The organism is Neoroseomonas eburnea (assembly GCF_018129005.1).
GTDB lineage: Bacteria > Pseudomonadota > Alphaproteobacteria > Acetobacterales > Acetobacteraceae > Neoroseomonas > Neoroseomonas eburnea.
The window spans coordinates 190,212-208,676 of the sequence record NZ_JAAEDL010000001.1 but is presented as its reverse complement, the minus strand read 5'-3'; the positions used below and the strand labels follow the sequence as shown (position 1 = coordinate 208,676).

Annotated in this window: 16 protein-coding genes; 7 read left to right on the top strand and 9 right to left on the bottom strand. The window is 70.5% G+C overall.

Annotation, left to right across the window (positions count from 1 at the left end; translation table 11 throughout):
- Positions 1 to 24 precede the first annotated feature (24 nt).
- Entirely contained in the window at positions 25 to 591 is a 567-nt protein-coding gene (locus tag GXW74_RS01015) for a polysaccharide biosynthesis/export family protein (RefSeq protein ID WP_211844404.1), read from the bottom strand.
- 279 nt (positions 592 to 870) lie between these two features.
- Here GXW74_RS01015 and GXW74_RS01010 point away from each other — a divergent pair, with 279 nt between their 5' ends.
- From GXW74_RS01010 to GXW74_RS00995, 4 genes are read left to right on the top strand one after another with little or no spacing between them, the layout of a single operon-like run.
- Entirely contained in the window at positions 871 to 2,136 is a 1,266-nt protein-coding gene (locus tag GXW74_RS01010) for a glycosyltransferase family 4 protein (protein ID WP_211844403.1), read from the top strand.
- A complete protein-coding gene (locus GXW74_RS01005) occupies positions 2,133 to 3,194 on the top strand; it encodes a glycosyltransferase family 2 protein (protein ID WP_211844402.1) in 1,062 nt (353 codons plus the stop codon). Before GXW74_RS01010 ends, GXW74_RS01005 begins: the two co-directional genes overlap by 4 nt.
- Positions 3,191 to 5,431: a GumC family protein gene (locus tag GXW74_RS01000; protein ID WP_211844401.1), complete on the top strand. Its 2,241-nt coding sequence runs from the start codon at positions 3,191 to 3,193 to the stop codon at positions 5,429 to 5,431. Before GXW74_RS01005 ends, GXW74_RS01000 begins: the two co-directional genes overlap by 4 nt.
- The gene (locus tag GXW74_RS00995) at positions 5,428 to 6,876 is read left to right on the top strand and encodes a hypothetical protein (RefSeq protein ID WP_211844400.1); all 1,449 of its coding nucleotides are present in this window, start codon (positions 5,428 to 5,430) and stop codon (positions 6,874 to 6,876) included. The genes GXW74_RS01000 and GXW74_RS00995 overlap by 4 nt, the downstream gene beginning before the upstream one ends.
- On the opposite strand, the gene GXW74_RS00990 is transcribed toward GXW74_RS00995, so the two are convergent.
- Positions 6,863 to 7,501, bottom strand: coding sequence for a helix-turn-helix domain-containing protein (locus GXW74_RS00990; RefSeq protein ID WP_211844399.1), 639 nt, complete (start codon positions 7,499 to 7,501; stop codon positions 6,863 to 6,865). The two genes, GXW74_RS00995 and GXW74_RS00990, sit on opposite strands and share 14 nt — an antisense overlap.
- A gap of 109 nt (positions 7,502 to 7,610) precedes the next feature.
- Positions 7,611 to 8,261 carry a response regulator transcription factor gene (locus tag GXW74_RS00985; RefSeq protein ID WP_211844398.1) on the bottom strand — a complete coding sequence of 217 codons (651 nt, stop codon included), beginning with the start codon at positions 8,259 to 8,261 and terminating at the stop codon, positions 7,611 to 7,613.
- Between the two features lie 405 nt (positions 8,262 to 8,666).
- Between GXW74_RS00985 and GXW74_RS00980 the strand changes: the two genes are divergently transcribed.
- From GXW74_RS00980 to GXW74_RS00970, 3 genes are all read left to right on the top strand, one after another.
- Positions 8,667 to 10,172 (top strand): sensor histidine kinase, encoded by a 1,506-nt coding sequence (locus GXW74_RS00980; protein WP_211844397.1) that lies wholly within the window; start codon positions 8,667 to 8,669, stop codon positions 10,170 to 10,172.
- The gene (locus GXW74_RS00975; RefSeq protein WP_211844396.1) at positions 10,159 to 11,457 is read left to right on the top strand and encodes an outer membrane beta-barrel protein; all 1,299 of its coding nucleotides are present in this window, start codon (positions 10,159 to 10,161) and stop codon (positions 11,455 to 11,457) included. Before GXW74_RS00980 ends, GXW74_RS00975 begins: the two co-directional genes overlap by 14 nt.
- A 326-nt stretch (positions 11,458 to 11,783) precedes the next feature.
- Positions 11,784 to 12,881, top strand: a complete 1,098-nt coding sequence (locus tag GXW74_RS00970) for an acyltransferase family protein (protein ID WP_211844395.1) — start codon at positions 11,784 to 11,786, stop codon at positions 12,879 to 12,881.
- A gap of 49 nt (positions 12,882 to 12,930) precedes the next feature.
- Here GXW74_RS00970 and GXW74_RS00965 read toward each other — a convergent pair whose 3' ends face one another.
- The 6 genes from GXW74_RS00965 to hfq form a co-directional block, all read right to left on the bottom strand.
- The gene (locus GXW74_RS00965; protein ID WP_211844394.1) at positions 12,931 to 13,662 is read right to left on the bottom strand and encodes a class I SAM-dependent methyltransferase; all 732 of its coding nucleotides are present in this window, start codon (positions 13,660 to 13,662) and stop codon (positions 12,931 to 12,933) included.
- A 126-nt stretch (positions 13,663 to 13,788) separates the two neighbouring features.
- The gene (locus GXW74_RS00960; protein WP_211844393.1) at positions 13,789 to 14,997 is read right to left on the bottom strand and encodes a hypothetical protein; all 1,209 of its coding nucleotides are present in this window, start codon (positions 14,995 to 14,997) and stop codon (positions 13,789 to 13,791) included.
- 383 nt (positions 14,998 to 15,380) lie between these two features.
- Positions 15,381 to 15,938, bottom strand: a complete 558-nt coding sequence (greB, locus tag GXW74_RS00955) for a transcription elongation factor GreB (RefSeq protein WP_211844392.1) — start codon at positions 15,936 to 15,938, stop codon at positions 15,381 to 15,383.
- Positions 15,935 to 16,762: an inositol monophosphatase family protein gene (locus GXW74_RS00950; protein ID WP_211844391.1), complete on the bottom strand. Its 828-nt coding sequence runs from the start codon at positions 16,760 to 16,762 to the stop codon at positions 15,935 to 15,937. Before GXW74_RS00950 ends, greB begins: the two co-directional genes overlap by 4 nt.
- Positions 16,759 to 18,087 (bottom strand): GTPase HflX, encoded by a 1,329-nt coding sequence (hflX, locus tag GXW74_RS00945; protein WP_338148102.1) that lies wholly within the window; start codon positions 18,085 to 18,087, stop codon positions 16,759 to 16,761. The genes GXW74_RS00950 and hflX overlap by 4 nt, the downstream gene beginning before the upstream one ends.
- On the bottom strand, positions 18,059 to 18,376 hold the full coding sequence (gene hfq, locus GXW74_RS00940; protein ID WP_211844390.1) for an RNA chaperone Hfq: 318 nt from the start codon (positions 18,374 to 18,376) through the stop codon (positions 18,059 to 18,061). The genes hflX and hfq overlap by 29 nt, the downstream gene beginning before the upstream one ends.
- Between the last annotated feature and the right edge of the window lie 89 nt (positions 18,377 to 18,465).

Genomic DNA, 18,465 nt, shown 5'->3' with positions numbered 1-18,465 from the left:
CGTCGGCGCGATGCGGGTGCTTCGTCAGAAGCGGCGCTCGAACACCATCACGACGTCGCCGGGCTGAAGCAGCGACGGGCGTTCGGCCCTGTATTCGCGGCTCGTGCCATTGGAATCGACGCGGGTGACCGACACCTCGTCCTGCACGGCCCGGTAGTTGAACCCGCCGGCGAGCGCGACGGCGGAGAGCACCGTCATGTTCGGCTGGAACGGGAACTGACCGCCACGCTGGACCATCCCGAGCACGAAGATCGGCCGATACTCGGTGATCTGGACCGCCACTCCCGGATCCTGGAGCAGCTGTCGCCGCTGGAATTCGCGCCGGATGCGTGCTTCCGCCTCGCTGACGGTAAGACCGCGCACCTGGACCGGCCCGAGCAGCGGTATGGCGACCGTCCCGGAGTCGCTGACCCGGAACTCGCCGGAGAGGCGCGTGTCCTCGAAGACCGTCACCCGGATCTGGTCCTCGGCAGCGAGGCGATAGGGGCCGGCCCCGCCCGTGGGCAGAGGCGGCAGATCGGCCGCCGGCCCTTCACAGGCGGAGAGGAGCAGGCTCGCCGCGAGGAGGGCTGCACTGAAGAGCTTCTGCATCACGGTTGCGCGTCTCCCACACACTCGCTGGCAAGGGCGGCCAAGCCGAACCGATCACGAAGCATAGAACGCAATCCATGGGCGGCGCCAAGGTCTTCGTCGGCGCGCGTACATCGGCCGCCGGACAACCGCCGGATGTCGCCGCGCGCGTCCTTCGCCCACATCGCGACAAGAGTTTTCCATCGCATGGTTTGATGCCGCGCAGGCCGCGACGCCATCAATGCGCAGGATCGCTTCGAAGGTGATGGCGGTGGGCAGGCACTCGGATCGGGCATCGCCATGAGCGGCTGGCGCGACGCACTGAAGCCGGTGCTGGTGCAGGCCTATTCGCAGGCCTGCGCGACCGTCGTGCAGATGGCGATCGCACGGCGGGAGCCGGAACGCTCCTTCCACCGCGTCGCTGTGGTCGCGGCCCTCGGGCGCCAGAACGGCATCGCCAACGGCGCCCGGCTGCAGTGCGAGATGCTGCGGCGCATGGGGATCGACGCCGAGCTGGTGGACGCGAGCCCGGCGCTGCGCAATCCGCTCTTCCGCGTGCGCCACGACGCGGCCACGGCGTACATCGTGCACTGCGGCGGGCCGCAGACGCCGCAACTCCTCTCCGCCGTGCTGCCCGCTGCCGCGCATGCCTGGCGGATCGGCTACTGGGCGTGGGAGCTGCCGGATCCGCCGTCCGACTGGAACGGCTTCGACAGAGTGCTCAACGAGATCTGGACGCCGAGCAGGTTCGCGCAGGAGAGCCTGCGCCGCCTGAGTGGCCGCCCGATCGAGGTGGTGCCGCACGTCGTGCTGCCCGCCCCGCGCCGGCGGCGCGACGCGACGAGGGTCTTCACCGTCCTCAGCTTCGGCGACAGCCGATCGAGCCTTGAGCGCAAGAACCCTGCCGGTGCCCTCGCCGCCTTCCGCGCGGCCTTCGGGGATTCGCCGCGGGCGCGCCTGGTCCTCAAGCTCGGAGGCCCGCCGGGCGAGCATGGCGCGATCGAGCGTGCGGCCGCGGGCTGCGCCAATGTCTCCATCCTGCGCGACTTCCTGACCCCGGCGGCGCTTGCCGGCCTGTACCGATCGGCGGACGTGCTGCTCTCCCTGCACCGGGCGGAGGGCTTCGGCCTGCCGATGCTCGAGGCGATGGGCCATGGCATTCCCGTCGTCGCGACCGGCTGGTCCGGCAATCTCGACTTCATGACCAACGCGAACGCCGTGCTCGTGCCTGCGCGCCTGGTCCCGGTGGCCGACGGCGCCGGCATCTATCAGGGCAGCGTCTGGGCCGATCCGGACATCGAGGTCGCGGCGGCGGCGCTGCGCGGCCTCGCCGAGGATCCGGCGCGCTGGGAACGGCTCTCGGTCGCGGCGCACGAGGCCGCACTCGCCCTCTCCCGCCGCTCCCCGGCGGCGGTGACGCAACTGTGCCGGCGGCGCGAGCAGCTGCGCGCCGTGGTCGCCGCCCGCATCCAGGGCGCCAGGCTGCACGGCCCCTCCGCGCCGCCGACAGCGATGCCCGCCGGCGTAGCCACAGCCTGGCAACACGTCGAAGGAGACCGCCGATGAGGATCGCCCTGGGTATCCCGACAAGCGGACGCGCGCCGATCCTTCTCGAGACGCTGAACGATCTCGCGATGCAGACCCGCCAGCCGGAGCGTATCATCGTCTGCTGCGCGCGCCCGGAAGACGCCGGGCACGCCCCGAGGCAACTCCCGCACGTCGAGTTCGTGCAGTCGGAACCGGGCCTGACGCGGCAGCGCAACCGGATCATCGACCACGCCCGCGGCTGCGATCTGCTCGTCTTCCTCGACGACGACTTCCTGATGCGGCGCGACTACCTCGCGGCCATGGAGAACCTCTTCGGCGCGGATCCGGAAGTCGTCGCGGCGACCGGCGTCGTGCTCAGCGACGGCGCCACCACGCCCGGCCTGACGGTGGCGGACGGCCGGAGGATTCTCGCCGAGGATCACTTCGCGGGCGACCCGCACGCGACCAGCCCGATCGCCAACGCATACGGCTGCAACATGGCGCTGCGCTTGGCCACGGTCGAGCGACACCGGCTGCGCTTCGACGAGCGGCTGCCGCTCTATGGCTGGCAGGAGGATGCGGAGTTCTGCTGCCGGCTCGGTGCCCACGGCAAGGTGCTCCGGCTCGACGGAGCGCGCGGCGTGCACCTCGGCACCAAGGGCGGGCGCACCGCCGGCGTGCGCCTCGGCTATTCGCAGGTGGTGAACCCGCTCTACGTCGCGCGACGCGTTCCCGCCTACACGATCCGCCGCGCCATCAGCCAGACGGCGCGCAACATCGCGGCGAACCTGGTACGCGTGCTGTGGCCCGAACCCTGGGTCGACCGGCGAGGCCGGCTGCGCGGCAACATGGTCGGCCTCCTCGACGTGATGCGCGGCCGGGCCTTCCCGGAGCGCATGCTGCTCCTCGGCACCGCGCTGGAGAACCCCTCCGTGGACTCCGTCAGGCTTCGCCGGCCGGGGCGCGACGGGCCGCAACAGCCGGCGGAGCGCGCTCAGGGCGTCGCGCGGGGCGCAGGCCACGGAATCACCCATGGCGGCATGCGGGACGGATTCGAGCCAGGCGACGCCACGAACCAGCGAGCCGGCCGCCGATGAACCTGCCTGAAACACGCCTCGTGCCGTTTGGTCCGCTGCCCGAGCTGGTGCAGGAGCAGGAGCCGCTCGGCGCGCCCGCGCGCCGTCTGATGGCAGTGCTCTGGCGGCGCGCCTGGATCATCATCGTGATCGTCTGCCTCGGCATGGGCGCGATGTTCGTCTGGCTGAGCCGCGCGGCGCCGACCTATCGCGGCGAGGCCTCCGTGCTCATCGAGCCGCGGAACACGCAGGTGAGCGACCTGCAGGCCATATCCCCGGATGCGAGCAGCCAGAACGTCATACGGACGCAGATCGACATCCTGCGCTCGCCCGCCATCTCGCGCCGGATCGTGGAGCGGCTCGACCTTGCGACGGATCCAGAGTTCCAGGGCGGACCGGGGCGCTTCGCGAGGCTGGCGAGGGTGCTGAACGAGAATTTCGGGCTCTTCCCGGACGCCGTCCAGTGGCCTGAGTCGAACGACCCGAAGGAGACCGCGGCGGCGATCCTGAGCGCGCGCATCGGCGTTCAGAACGAATCCCGATCGCATGTCCTGATCATCTGGATCGAGACGCGTTCGCCCGAGCTCAGCGCCCGCATCGTGAACGCGCTGGCCGAGGAACTCCTCGAGTTCCGTCGCAGGCAGAAGGCGGCGGCGATGGAGCGCGCGCATTCCTGGTTCAGCGCCCGCCTCGCCGAGCTTGCCGACCGGATGCGCGCCTCCGAGCGCGCCATCGAATCCTATCGGATCGAGCACGGGCTGACGGAGATGATCGGCACGCGCAGCGGCACCGCGCCGTCGCAGACGATCAATCGCCAGCAGCTCGACGACATCGCGCGCCAGCTCGTCACGGCCGAGACCGAGCGGTTGCGCAAGGAGGGCCAGCTCGCCGAGGCCGAGGCGGCGGTGCGCAGCGGTGGCCGCGCCGATGCCCTGCCCGAGGTGATGAACTCGCCGATCATCCGCACCCTGCGCGACCAGGAGGCACAGGCCTCGGCGCGGGAGGCGCAGCTCGCCTCCTCGCTCGGGCCGCGGGCGCCGGACCTGATGGCCGCGCGCTCGCAGCGCGCCGGACTGCAACGCCGGCTGCGGGAGGAGATGGCGAACGCACTGGCCGGGCTGCGCAGCGAGGTCGCCGCCGCCCGCGCGCAGGAAGCCTCGCTGCGCGAGCGCCTCGCCGCGCTCCGCAGCGTGGTGGCGCAGGACAACGTGGCCGAGGTCCGGCTGCAGAGCATGCAGGCGGAGGCCCAGGCCAATCGCGCCATTTACGAGAGCTTCCTCACGCGCGCGACGCAGCTCGCCAATGCACAGGGCATCCAGGAGGCGGACGCCGAGCTCGTGTCCGAAGCGATCCCCTCGGGCACGCCGAGCGGGCCGCGACGTGGGCGGATGCTCGTCCTCGCCTTCGGCGGGTCGCTGATCCTCGGCTGCGCGCTGGTCTTCCTGCTCGAGCGCCTGCGCGAGGGGTTCTCCACCCCGGATGCGCTGGAATCGGCTCTCGGCGTGGCCTCGATCGGCGTCATGCCGCAGATCAGCGAGCGCGCGCTGCTCCGCGGGTCGAGCGTCGCGGCGGCGCAGTACAACGCTTCCGTATCGCGGTTGCGCGGCGTGCTCCAGGTCCTCGGCAACGACCGTCGCACGCGGATCGTGACGGTCACCTCCGCGCTGCCGCGGGAGGGCAAGTCGGCCCTTGCCCTCAGCCTGGCGCGCAACACCGCGCGCAGCGGCGCGCGCGTGCTGCTGGTCGGCGCCGACCTGCGCAATCCGCTGGAGACGAGCGAGGTCTCCCTTGGCCGGGGGCCGGGGCTGTCGGAGATCCTGGCCGGCAACCTCGTCGGCGACGGTCGGGACGTGGTGCGGGAGGTTGAGAAGGGACTGCACGTGCTGCCGGCCGGCACCTGGAGGGGAGACGCGCAGGAACTCCTCGCCTCGCCGCGGCTGTCGCAGCTTCTCGAATGGTCGGCGAAGACCTTCGACCTCGTCGTGGTCGATACGCCGCCCGTCCTGCCTGCCGCGGATGCGCTGCTGGTTTCGCGGATCGCCGATGCGACCATCCTCGCGGTGCGCTGGGAGCGGACGCCGCGCGCGGCGGCGCGCGACGCCCTGCGGCTGCTGCGCGGCAGCGGGGCGCATGTCATCGGCGCCGTCATGACACAGGTCAAGATGAGGCACTTCGCGCGGCAGTCGAATGACGGCCTTGGCTACCTGTTCCGCCACCACCAGGGCTACTACGGCCACCCGGAGGACGGGCGGGTGTGAGCGCGACGCTGGTCGGGCTCACCGTCCTCGCGCTCTGCCTGCGCTGGGCCGGGGATGCCGGCCGGCTCATCCAGCTGGTGCTGGTCGCGGGCATCTTCGAGGCGGCGGCGGCCTTCATCCTGGGAGGTTTCGGCCTGCAGCCCGGGCTTGTTCCGGCGGCCATGCTGGTGGCGCTGGTGGGCGCGCAATACCTCACGGGCCGGCGCAGCGTCGCGGAGCTTCCGACGCTGTACCTCATGGCGCCGCTGCTGCTGCTCTTCGCCTACGCCGCGGTGACGGCGGTCCTGCTGCCCGATGCCTTCGCCGGACGGATCATCGTCTGGCCGCAGAAGTTCCGCGGCCCGATTCCGGAACCCCTGCCGCTGGCGCCCGGCCAGGGCAATACCAATCAGGTGCTCTATCTCGCGGCGAATGTCGCGCTCGCCTGCGGGACGGCCCTCGCCCTGGGGCGCGCCGGGGCGGTCTGGAATGCGGTCGTGCGCGCCTACCTCTTCGGCGGCTACCTGGCGGTGGGTATCGCCGCCTGGGAGTTCGCATCGCGCACCGTGGGCGTCCCCTATCCGAAGGAGCTCCTGCAATCGAATCCGAGCTGGGGGATCGTGGAACAGAGCCTCGGCTCCCTGCCGCGGCTGCAATCCTCCTTCGCCGAGCCCTCCGCCTTCGCCTTCTACCTGGTGGGCGTCGCCTTCGCCTGTGTCGCGCTGTGCCTGCGCGGGCACCGGGTGATGCGCGCCGACGTGCTGCTGGTCCTGGTGCTCGTCACCGCCTTCCTTTGCACCTCGACCACCGGCATCGCTGCGCTGGTGCTGGGGCTGCCGGCCCTGCTGGGCTCGGCGGCGCTCCGCGGGCGGAAGGTGGAGCTGAGGCGGCTGCTGCGCCGGCTCGCCCTGCCGGGAGTGGCCTTCGTGGTGCTGGCGGCCGGCCTGCTGGCCATGCGGCCGCAGTTGCTCGATGTCGTCGAGCAGGTCGTGGTCATGACGCTGAACAAGGGAGAGAGCGAGTCCTACGCGGAGCGCGGGGCCATGAACCAGGCCGCCTGGAGCGCCTTCCTCGAAAGCGGCGGGCTCGGGATCGGCTGGGGCAGCACGCGCGCCTCCAGCGCTGTCCCGGGGCTGCTCTCGGGCGCGGGGGTGCTCGGCGCCATCGCCACGGTCTGGTTCGTCGCACGGCTCCGCCGGGCCGCCCGCCTGGCGCGTGCCACGGCGCCGGCCGACCACCCCGCGCGCGTCGTCGTCGATGCCTTCGGCGCGGCCTTGGCCGGGCAGTTGCTTGCCGCGCTGCTCTCGGCACCGATGATCACGACGCCGATCTTCTTCGCCCAGATCGGGGCGATGACGGCTGCCGTGATCCGGATGCGGCTCGACACCGCCGCCCGCCGCCGCGTGGCGGCACAGGGCGCGGTGCCTCCCGGCTACATGGAACCGGGGCTGATCAGCGGCCGATGAATTCGAGCGGCGCGCGGTGGAGGATCCGCACCGTCTGGGAGTCCGGAAGGGCGAGGAGCCCGTCCGAGACCATCAGCGTGAAGTTGCGGCACACGGTCTCCGGCGAGAGGCAGAGATAGTCGGCGATGTCGTAGCGGGACATCGCGAGGCGGAAGGTGTCCTCCCCTCCCCCGATGCGGTCGGACATCTCGAGCAGGAAGGCCGCGAGCTTCTCCCGCGCATTCTTGTGCCCAAGCATGAAGAGGCGTGCCTGCATGGCGCCGAGGCGTGCCCGATAGTGATCGGCGTGCATGCCGTCGTCGCCGTCCAGCCCGTCCGAGGGGAAGAGGCTGACGCGCGCAGATGTGACCGCCTCGATACTGCCATTGTGGCATCGTACTTCCATCAGGCTGATCCGGTCCTGGGGGAACAGGAAGTCGGTGATCTGCCGGCGCCCGTCGAGCAGCGGATGGCAGACGCGCAGGCACCCCTCCAGGACACGCAGCGCGACCAGGTCGCCCCGTTCGGGCGGCCGCAGTGCTTCGCTACGGCGCAACCGCCGTTCGACGGCGATTGTGCGCGTGGAAGTGCGCGTATCGCGCGGGATTGCGGTGACATCCTGACGGATCAGCACGGCGGCCTCCATTGGGGGATGGGGTCGCTCTTGCGAGCAAATGGACGGTAGTCATTGCGATGCTGCACCGCCATACGGGATATCCCGGACGTGAATGCAGCGTGATTTCGCTCACCCCGTCTCATTGGTGAGCGGGTCCGGGCAAGGGATCGACGACACCGGCCTCGATCGCGATCCGCACCAGCTCGGTCACCGAGGTGGCGCCCGATTTGCGGAAGATGCGCGTGCGATGGACCTCGACGGTGCGGGGGCTCATGCGGAGAGCGTTGGCCACCGCCTTGTTCGACCCGCGCGCGACAAAGGCGGCAAGAACCTGGCGCTCGCGTGGCGTCAGGTCCTTCAGGCGCGCCTGGGCCGCATCGTCATGCGGCCGTTCCTGCACGAGGCTTTCGCAGGCGGCACGGACGGTCGCCAGCAACAGATCCGGATCGACCGGCTTCTCGAGGAAATGCGCCGCGCCGTCGCGCATGGCTTCCACCGCCAGCGGGACGCTCGCATGACCGGTCACCAGGATAACCGGCAGGGTGCGGCCATTGCCTGCGGCGCGCCGGCGCAACTCCTTGAGAAGGCCCACGCCGCTGCATCCCGGCATGCGGACGTCGCTGACAACGATGGCCGGCGTGGCGGGATCGCATTGGGCCTGGAAGGCGAGGAACGCATCCGCAGAGGAGTGTTGATGGACCGAATACCCGTTTAGCGCGAGTAACCTGGCCACCGATTCGCACAAAAGATCATCGTCATCAATAACATGTACTGTCTTGGTTGTGTCCATGACAAAACCCTCGACAACTTGGCTAGATAGCCATGAAAGCGAATGAAATCCTGCCGTCTATTATCCATTTTTTTTGGCATTTGGCCAGGATTTGGTGCAGGTTTGTTTGGACGATTGCCTTGCCCCGAGCAAGGAGGCGGTGTCATTTTAATCGGTAAACGAATTGTGAGCACCTGACGAGGCAATGACGAAGGCTGGAACTATCCTCCACACCTGCAAAGGCATCCTCGGCGGCCTCGGCGAGACGCGCCTGCCTCCATGCGCCGCATCGTGCCGAATTTTCGGGCAAATTCGTATTTTCTGGATGGTCCCGCGCGCTGACCTCGCCGACCCGCACCTCGCCCCCGAGGTGGGGGCCTGATGCCCAGGCCGCGACCTCAGCCCCGCCGGCCGCGGTGGCGGTGGATGGCCGTCGGGCTCGCCGCCGGCGGAGGCGCCCTGCTCGCTTTCATCCTTGTCCACGCATATGTGAACGAACATCGCGGCGCCATCGCCCGCGCGGTCGCGCTTGCCGAGGCGGAACGGACGGCGGCGACGGCGGCCCAGCTCCTCGATGAAGCCATCGGACATGCGGACATGCCGCCTGCGCCGGAGCAGGCCCCGCGCCTGCGCCTGCTGCTTCAGCGGGCCCTGCCGGGCGCCGCCGGGCCCGAGGGCTCGGCGATGAATGCCGGCCTGCCGATCGACATCCTGGCGGCGCAGCCGCTGCCATCTGCGATCGGCCTGACCGGCTCGCGGCCCGCCGAGGTTCTGCCGCTCTCGGGTACGCCGGCCGGCGCGCCATGGCCCTTCGGCGAGGTTCCGGCGGGCCAGGCACCAAGCGGGCGGACCGTCGTGGCAGCGACTGTCGGCGGCCTCGCCACGGCTCTGGCGTGGCGGCCGGTGGGGACGACACGCTTCACGGCATTGGCCGCGGTCCCCGTGCCGGTCGTTGCTGGGGGCTCGCTGCTGCCCTGGCTGGTTGCCCTGCTCGGCGGGGTCCTGGGGGCGCTGGTTGCGCTCGTTCTTCGCGGCGCGGCGGAGCGGCGATACCTCGATGCGGCACTTGCCCGTGCGCGGCGGGACCATGACGCGGCCATCCGGACCCTCGCCGAGCGTCAGGGCCTCGAGACGCTCGGCCGGCTGACCGCCGGGGTCGCGCACGAGGTCGGCAACGTGATGCAGGCCGTGGAATTCTACCTGCGCGCCATGCCTGACTCGCTCAGTGACAAGGCCACGCTCGCCCGGCTGATCGAGCGTGCCCGCGCGGCGGCGCGGCGCGGGGCGACCGGCGCGCGGGGCCTTCTCGCCCTCGCCCGCGGCAGCGCGCGGCAGCCCGTGCCGATCGACGTGGTCCCGCTGCTGACCGAGATCGCCGACGTGATGCAGGAACTCATCGGCGAGACCTTCACCGTGCGCCTCGACCTGCCGCCCTGCCTGCCGCCCGTGCTGGCCGATTCCAGCGACCTTGAGGCGATGCTGATCAACCTCGCGACCAATTCCCGCGACGCCATGGCGCAGGCGGGGTCCGGCGTGCTCTCCATCTCCGCCGCGCTGGTCGGAAGCCCTGATGCGTCGAATGTCGCCAACGACCTGCCGGGCGGCGAGTGGATCCGCATCGACATCACGGACACTGGCGTCGGGATGGATGCGGAGACCCTGGCGCGGGCGATGGAGCCCTTCTTCACGACCAAGCCGCGCGGACGCGGCACCGGTCTGGGTCTTGCCCTGGCGCGCGAGTTCGCCGAGCGTTCCGGCGGCATACTGCGGATCGAGAGCGCCGTCGGCAGCGGTACGCGCGCGAGCCTGTTTCTCCACCCCGCCTCGGACGGAAAGGTGCCCCCCGATGCCGACTCACCTGCCACTCCGGCCGAGCCAGGCGCTCCCAAGGGCGGGGCATTGTCGCGCGGAAGCATGGATGCGCAGCGCTAGCCCCGCCATGCGCCCGCCTGCCCCGGCGCAAGGCCGCGTTGCCGCCGTCATCCCGGCCCTGCTGGCGCTGTTCGCCTGGTCGGCAACCGCCTCGGCGCAGGATGAGGCGAGCATGGGCCCGACACCCGACCGCGGCTCGACCGTCATGGGGCGGTCGCGACCGGAGGTCGATCCGGCCGGCGTCAGGCTCGGCAGCTTCCGCTTCGATGCTTCGGCCACGACCGGGGTCGGCTACGACGACAACCTGCTCGGCACCAGCACATCGCGGCTCGCGGACGGGTTCGCCGAATTCGGCGCACAGGGCGCGATCGTCAGCGAATGGACGCAGCACCATCTCGGCGTCGAGGCCGGCATCCTGAACCGGACCTACTTCAACGAGGGCAATTTCGACTGGACCGACTGGAACGTCGGAGTTTCCGGGCGCTACGACCTCGCCGCCAACGCATCGCTTTCCGCCGGCTACGCGCATCGTCGGCTGCACCTCGATCCCCAGAGCGTCGACGTGCAGCAGGCCGGCCTGGTGCAGCCGGTCCCGTACAATGTGGACGAGCTCAGCCTCGGCGGCACGACCACGCTCAATCGCGTGACGCTCGGCCTCTCCGCCTCCTACGGCATGTACCGCTACGACAACGTCTCGGGACCGGGCGGGAACGCCTCCGGCTCCGACTACGACAGCCTGACGGTCCGCTTCGACACCGCCTACGAATTCGTCCAGGGTCGCAGCCTGACCCTCGGCTTGCGCTACCAGGACATAGACTACAGGGCCGCCGAGGCGAGCGACCGGGAAAGCCAGACCTACGCCGCGCTCGTCGGCTTCAAGTACGATTTCGACGGCGTCTGGTCGGCCCGCATCGCGGTTGGCTATGCACGGCGCGAATACTCGGGCGCCCAGTTCAAGCCGCTCGACAGCCCGGCGGTCGACATCGCGGTCACCTGGAATGTCACAGCGCTGACGACGGTGAACCTTTCAGCCAGCCGCAGCATCCAGGAATCGATCCGCTCGAACACCGCGAGCTACGTCAGCAACTATGGCCAACTCCGCGTCGACCACGAGCTCTACCGCAACATCGTGATCTCCGGGATCGTCGGGCTGAATGGCCAGGAGTACCAGCAGCCGACGCAACGCGGGACGGACCTCGTCCTCGGAGCCCAGGCGATGTGGTTGATGAACCGGAACCTGGCGTTGACGCTGGACTACCAGTACGTCAACCGCGTGCAGCACACCGGCGGGCTCGCCGAATACCAGGAGAATGTGGTGTTCCTGCGCATGCGGGTGGCGCTGTAGGGCCTCCGGCACAGGTGCCGAGGCTGTGGCGGCCGGAGCAGGTCGCCCGTCGGATCGGCGTCGGCGCCTCCGAAGGTCGCATGGCATGGCATGTGACCTCTGGCTGCGCGTTGACGAGGATTGTTGCGCGGCCTGCGTCGCGCGCCGCATGGGCGCTCCCGCTGCGTGCATGCCTGCCGTCATCTCCCGCCGGTGCCCGGATTAGTTTTCCACGGCGACGTCGGTTGTGCCTGCGTTCCTCGTTAAGGTGCCTTGGCAGGCGGGGCCGGGGGCAAACGGCAATGCTGGCGGAAGATCGCAGGAGCGCATCTGTGCGGCCGGGGCGGTTGACCACGCTCGATGCCATGCGCGGCATCGTGAGCCTGATGGTGCTCCTTTATCATGTCGATGACGTCTTCGTGGCGCGAAGCGCCGCGGCACCGTTCGGCGGCCTGTTCCATGGCGGCGCCCGCGGTGTCGATTTCCTCTTCGTCCTGAGCGGCTACGTGATGACGCGCCTCTACCTGCTCGATGGCGTGGAGCGGCGCAGCGCCGCGGCGTTCCTCGGCCAGCGCGCGCGTCGCCTGCTTCCGGCCTTCTGGATCGTCAGCCTCATGGCGCTGGCCGTCTACCTCGCCGGCTTCGGCGGGGCGGACAAGGCAGCCAAGCTGGAGCCGCATCGGATCCTCGCGAGCCTGCTGCTTCTGCCGCAGGACAACCGGCCGCTGCTCAACGTCAGCTGGTTCCTCGTCCATGAGGCGCTGTTCTGCCTTCTGGTCGCGCTCGTGCTTGTCCATCGCCGGCTCGGCTTCGGCATGATCATCGCCTGGCAGGGCACGGTCCTGGCGATGATGCTGGCGGGCCACGATGCCGGGCCGTCGGAGGTGCCGAACTATCTCAACTCCCGCAGCCTGGGCCTCGGCATCGGCATGATCTTCGCGCTCGCCCAGCGGCGCATGGCGGCATTGTCGCGGGAGAGAGGGATGTCCTTCGTCTTCGTGGCGGCCGCCGCTCTCTTCGCCGCCGGCGTGATCTGGGAAGGAACCGGCGAGCGCGACACCCGCGGCGTGCCGATCCCGCTGCTCGACCTCGCCGCCGGCGTCATGCTGGTCGCCGCGACGACCCTCGAGGGCGCGGGCAGATGGCGCGGGCCGAGCGCGCTCGCAGCGATCGGCAGCATCTCGTACTCGCTGTTCCTGACCCACTTCTCGGTGATCACGATCCTCGTCATCGCCATCGCGCGTCTCGACCTGGCACTCGGCAACTGGGCGGCGCTGATGTGCGCGGCCGTGGCCTTGATCCTCGGTGCCGTCTTCCATCACCGGGTGGACATGCCGATCCAGGCGGCGCTGCGCGCCCGGCGCGCCCCGGCCCCTGCCAGCCCCTCCGAGGCGCCGCGTGCACCGCGCGTCGGCATGGCCCAGGGCTCGGCCACGCTGCCGTGAACGCTCGGTCGCGGCGCGAGAACGCTTCCCGATCTGTCCGGTCGCGCGGTCAATGGGCGGAGGGGCGGCGCCGGCCCAAGGCCATGATCGTCCAGCCGAGCCCGCATCGCTCTTTCAGCCGCTCGAAACCGTCGCCTGCGACCAGCCTCGCCATCCGGTTCAGCTTGTATGAATTCGCGATGCGCAGCAGGCCCCGGTCGGCGCGCGGCGTCACGGTGTGGATCCGCAATACCTCGAACTCCGGCTCGAGCAGGGCGCGCAGTTCGCGCCGGTCCACCCATCTGCGCAACTGCCCCGGTTCGGGCGGCGGGATCCGGTTGCGTTCGAGGATGGGCCTGTTCTGGGTCGCCAGCATGAGGTGACCGCCCGGGCGCAGAAGCCGCGCCACGCGCCGCAGGAAGCCCTGCTGGTCGGCGACATGGGACAGCACCTCGAGGCTCACCGCCACGTCGAAGGCTGCCTCGCCGAAGTCGAGCGCCATGAAGTCGCCCGGCACGAACCTGGCCTGGGGGATGCGCGTCGCCGCGCGCGCCAGCACCTGGTCCGACAGGTCGGTGCCGGTGACCCGGCCGAAGGGGAGCAGATGCTCGGTCAGCCATCCGGCGCCGCAACCGACATCGATGATGTCGAGGTCACGCCGGTCGAGGGCCTGCAGCCAGCCAAGGACCTCGCGCTGCTGGCGCCACGAAACCTCGTCGCGGCGCTGTTCCCGCGTCTCGGTATTCCAACGGTTCCAGAACCCCTGCTGCAAGGCGGTGTCAGGGATGGGCGGGCTCGTCACGGCGCGATCCTTCCATGGCGGAGAGGCCCGCTCCTTGTAGGCTGGGGACCCCTCGGTCGCCGAGGCGAGCGAGGAAAACTTGTCGGTCCTTCGCCGCGGGACCGGCTCCGATCGGCCGGGCTCGCCTCAGCTGCCAGCGCGTTCCTCTGCCGCTCTGCCCGCGCAACACGCGGCGAGGACGAGGGCCAGCGCCATCAACGGAAACAGCAGAGATCCGTCGAGCAATCGTCCGTTGTAGGCGGCGAACTGCACGACCGACACCGCCCCGACGGCGATGCCGATCCGCGCCAGCGGGCCGCGGCCTGCGGGGATGAACGGGGCCGCGAGGAAGGCGAATGGGATCGCGGCAACCGCGAGATCGTAGACCATCATGCGCGGGTTGACGAACTGCACGACGATCAGGAGCGCCGCCCAAAGCGCGCGGCCCCGGATCCTGCCGAGCAGCGCCACGGCGAGGAAGGCGACGATGACGGCCGCCTGAACCAGGTAGCGGAGAGCGCCGCCATCGCGCAACGCGCGCGCCCCGAGAAGGTTGGTGCCCGTATCGCCCTGCACGAGGATGGCCGCCCGGAGATTGGCGATCCAGCCGGAGAAGGCCTCGGGAGCGATCAGGGCCGAGGCCGCATGGGCGACCAGCACCGTTGCCGAGATGCCCGCCCCGACGAGCGCATGGCGCCAGTTCCAGCCGTTCGCTGCCGCCGGCAGCAGGCAATAGGCGAGGTAGAAGGGCTTGAAGAGCGACGCGAGCGCAACCGCGACGAAGAAGGCCGCCCACCGGCCGCGCAGCAGCCCGGGCGCGAGGGCGAGCAGGATGACCGCGTGCAGGACCGTGCCGAGGTTCGCGGCGCTGACCGAGGTGATGCCTGCGCCCGCGAACATCGTGAGGAAGGCGGCTGCGGCAAGGGCGAAGCCCGCCATGCCGTGCCCGAAGAACACCCGCCCGAGCACCAGCGGCATCGCCAGCAAGGCGCCGACATGCGCGAGCGCGAGCAGCGCACCGAGATGCGGTCGCAGCGGCGTTCCGCCGGCCAGCCCGAGCAGCCAGGTCGCGATCGGCGGCGAGTTCACGAAGAGGTAGTCCGGCAGCCCCAGCAGCCGCATCACCTCTGGCGCATAGGGATCGAGGCCGCGCGCCTGCGCCTCGCTCGTCGCGACATAGACCGGCAGGTCCCAGAAGATCGGACTGGTATCGCCCCAGACATGGCGCTCAAGAAGAGCAACCACCGCTAGCAGGCCAAGGCCGAGCGACGTCAGCCAGACCAGCTGCTCGTCGGAGGGGAGAAGGGTCCGAAGGCGATGCAGCGCGGCCAGGCGAGGCAGAGGCTGGCTCGACACGGTTCGATCCTCCGGCCACGGTGGGACGCAGGATCGTTCTAGAGGCGGCCCGATCCGGCCGCCGTCACGTCCGGCGAAAACTTGTCGATGCTTCGCCTCCACCGCGGCGGGCAGCCGCCGCAGCAGGCCGGCGGTCCTGCGGCCAGAGCCGATTCCGATCATACCAACGGCCGCTATTCGCGACCGCTGGCATCGGCCGTTTCGTGCCCTCAGACGCCGGGCGCAAACCTCCGGTTTGCTTGGCTTCGCCGGACTGCCGGCGGGCCGCGTTCGCGGCCTCGGCACGAGTCAAGAACTCGTGCCGCTGGTATCAGGTGGACGCACCCGATCGGGTGAAGATGCTCGCAGGAAGAAGAGGCGGGAAGGTCGCAGCGAGCCGGAGCCTACGGAAGCCGCTCCGGCGGCTCACCCCGCACGGGGTAGGCGATCGCCACCACTTCGATCTCCTCGTTGCCACCTGGTATGCGCAGCCTGCGGAGGTCGCCGACGCGTGCGCCGAGCAGCGCGCGGGCCACGGGCGCCACCCAGGAGATATCGCCACGCTCCGCATCCGCCTCGTCCACCCCGACGATGCGGATGGTCACCTCGGCGTCGTCGGACAGCCGCGCATAGGTCACGGTCGCGCCGAAGAAGACCCGGTCGCGCTTCGCCTGCGCCGCCGGATCGACCACCTGGACGCGCTCCAGCCGCTTGCGCAGGAAGCGCACGCGCCCGTCGATCTGCCGCAACCGGCGCTTGCCGTACTGGTAGTCCGCATTCTCGGACCGGTCGCCGAGCGAGGCAGCCCAGGAGACCACCTCCACCACCTTGGGCCGTTCATCCTCCCACAGGGCGCGCAGTTCCTCGCGCAGGGCGGCGGCACCCTCGGGTGTCATGTAGAAGGGCGTGCCGGGGGGCAGGCCGGGCGGCCCGTCATCCCCGTCCTCGTCATCCTCGCTCACGGGTCGAGCAGGGCGTGCCGCACCTCTTCCCAGGAGGCACGGTCGGGGGCGCAGATCAGCCCGCCGTCGCGATGCACCGGCAGGTAGGCGGACCCGTCGAAGCGCGCGGAATGGCCGCCGGCCTCGCGGTGGATCAGCCAGCCCGGCAGGTGGTCCCAAGGCATCAGGCGGTTGTAGAACAGCACATGGCCGTGCCCGCCGGCGCACCAGCGGTATTCATGCGCAGCGCAGCGGTAGCCGACGACGCCGGCGAAGAGCGGAAACCGCGACGTCACCTGGCCGCGCAGGGACGGCGGCAGGAAGGTCCAGGAAATGGCACCCAGCATGCGCTCCAGCGGCGCCGGCGCGGCGACGCGGAGGTCGGCCATGTGCCGCCCCTCGCCGTCGGCGATCCAGGCCCCCTCCCCCCGCAGCGCGATGGCCGTGTCGTCGCCGAGCGGGTCGTGGATCCAGGCGGCGATCACCTCGCCGCCGGCGACCGCGGCCGCCATGGTGCCGAAGACCGGCAGGCCGGCGGCGAAGTTCGCCGTGCCGTCCACCGGGTCCACCACGAAAGCGAGATCCGCCGAGGCGAGCCGGTCGATCACCGCCGGATCCGCCGCAGCCGCTTCCTCGCCGACAACCGCGCAGCCGGGGAAGAGCTTCGCCAGCCCCGCCTCGATCACGCGCTCGGCGGCCTCGTCGGCATCCGTCACCAGATCGAGCGGGCCGGACTTGGCGCGCACCGCCCCCTGCGCCAGGCGACGGAAGCGCGGCAGGATCTCCGCCCGCGCCGCCTCCCGCAGCAGCGCGGCGACATCGGCGGCGCGGGATGCGCCGATCATGCGCGTTCCTCGAAGCGGGCGCGGTTGGCGGGCGAAAGCCGTACCGTCAGATGGATGCCGTCCTCGGCGTCCTGGCGCGTCAGCACCTCGCCATGCGCGTAGAGCCAGGCGAGGCGCGCGCCATCCGCCGGCGGCACCGTCACCTCCACGGTTTCGAGCCCGGCGGCGAGGCGGGCGTCGATGGCGCGGCGCAGCTCCTCGAGCCCCTCCCCGGTCAGTGCCGAGACCGGCACCGCGCCGGGCGCGCGCCGAGCGACGGAGTCGATGCCGCCCAGCAGGTCGGCCTTGTTCAGCACCTCCAGCACGCGCGACTGCCAGTCGGCATCGAGGCTCGCATTCGGCCCTTCGGCCATCTCCTCCATCACGCCGAGCACATCGGCGCGCTGCGCCGCGCTGTCGGGATGGGCGATGTCGCGCACATGCAGGATGATGTCGGCGGCGGCGACCTCCTCGAGCGTCGCGCGGAAGGCTTCCACGAGCTGCGTCGGCAGGTCGGAGATGAATCCGACCGTATCCGACAGAATCGCCGTCCGCCCCGAGGGCAGGCGGATGGCGCGCATGGTCGGATCGAGCGTCGCGAAGAGCTGGTCCTGCGCATAGACGCCCGCGCCGGTCAGCGCGTTGAACAAGGTCGACTTGCCGGCATTGGTGTAGCCGACCAGCGCGACCACCGGATACGGCACGCGTTCCCGCGCCTTGCGGTGCAGGCCGCGGGTCCGGCGCACCTGGTCCAGCTCCCGCTTCAGCTTGACGATGCGGTCGCCGATCAGCCGGCGGTCGATCTCGATCTGCGATTCGCCCGGGCCGCCGAGGAAGCCGAAGCCGCCCCGCTGGCGCTCCAGGTGGGTCCAGGACCGCACCAGCCGCGTGCGCTGGTATTCGAGATGCGCGAGCTCGACCTGCAGCGCGCCCTCCTTGGTGCGCGCGCGCTCGCCGAAGATCTCGAGGATCAGGCCGGTGCGGTCGATGACCTTGCAGCCCCAGGCCCTTTCGAGGTTGCGCTGCTGCACCGGGGTCAGCGCCGCGTCGACGACGACGAGCTCGACGTCCTGCGCCTTCAGCGCCTCGCCCGCCATCGCCACCTGGCCCTCCCCCAGCAGGGTCGAGGGCCGGCGCTCGCGCAGCGGATGGATCGCCGAATGGACGATGGCGACGCCGATCGAGGCGGCGAGGCCGACGGCCTCGGCCAGCCGGGCCTCGGCCGCACGGTGCCCGCCCGCGTCGCCGATGGCGACGCGGCTGGGCTTCTCGAAAGGCAGGATGACGGCGGCCCGCGTCGGCTGGCCGCCGTCGGCCTCAGTCGTTGCCGCCAGGAGCCACCTCACGCGTCAACGTCATGCGGGTTTCCGAAACCGGCGCGGCGGGCTGCGCCCCGGCCTGCGCGGTGGCGTCGAAGAGCATGATCGGCGCGCCGGGCATCACGGTGGAGATCGCGTGCTTGTAGACGAGCTGCGTATGCCCGTCCCGCCGCAGCAGCACGGAGAAATTGTCGAACCAGGTGATGATCCCCTGCAGCTTCACGCCGTTCACCAGGAAGATCGTCACGGGGGTCTTGGATTTGCGAACGTGGTTCAGGAACACGTCCTGCACGTTCTGGGACTTCTCGGCGGCCATCTGACCGGTCCTTCTTCTTGCTGGTCACCGACCAGGGGCGGACCGGCGAAAACCATTTCCGGCCGCCGGCGCGGCAGTTTTCGCCGCGC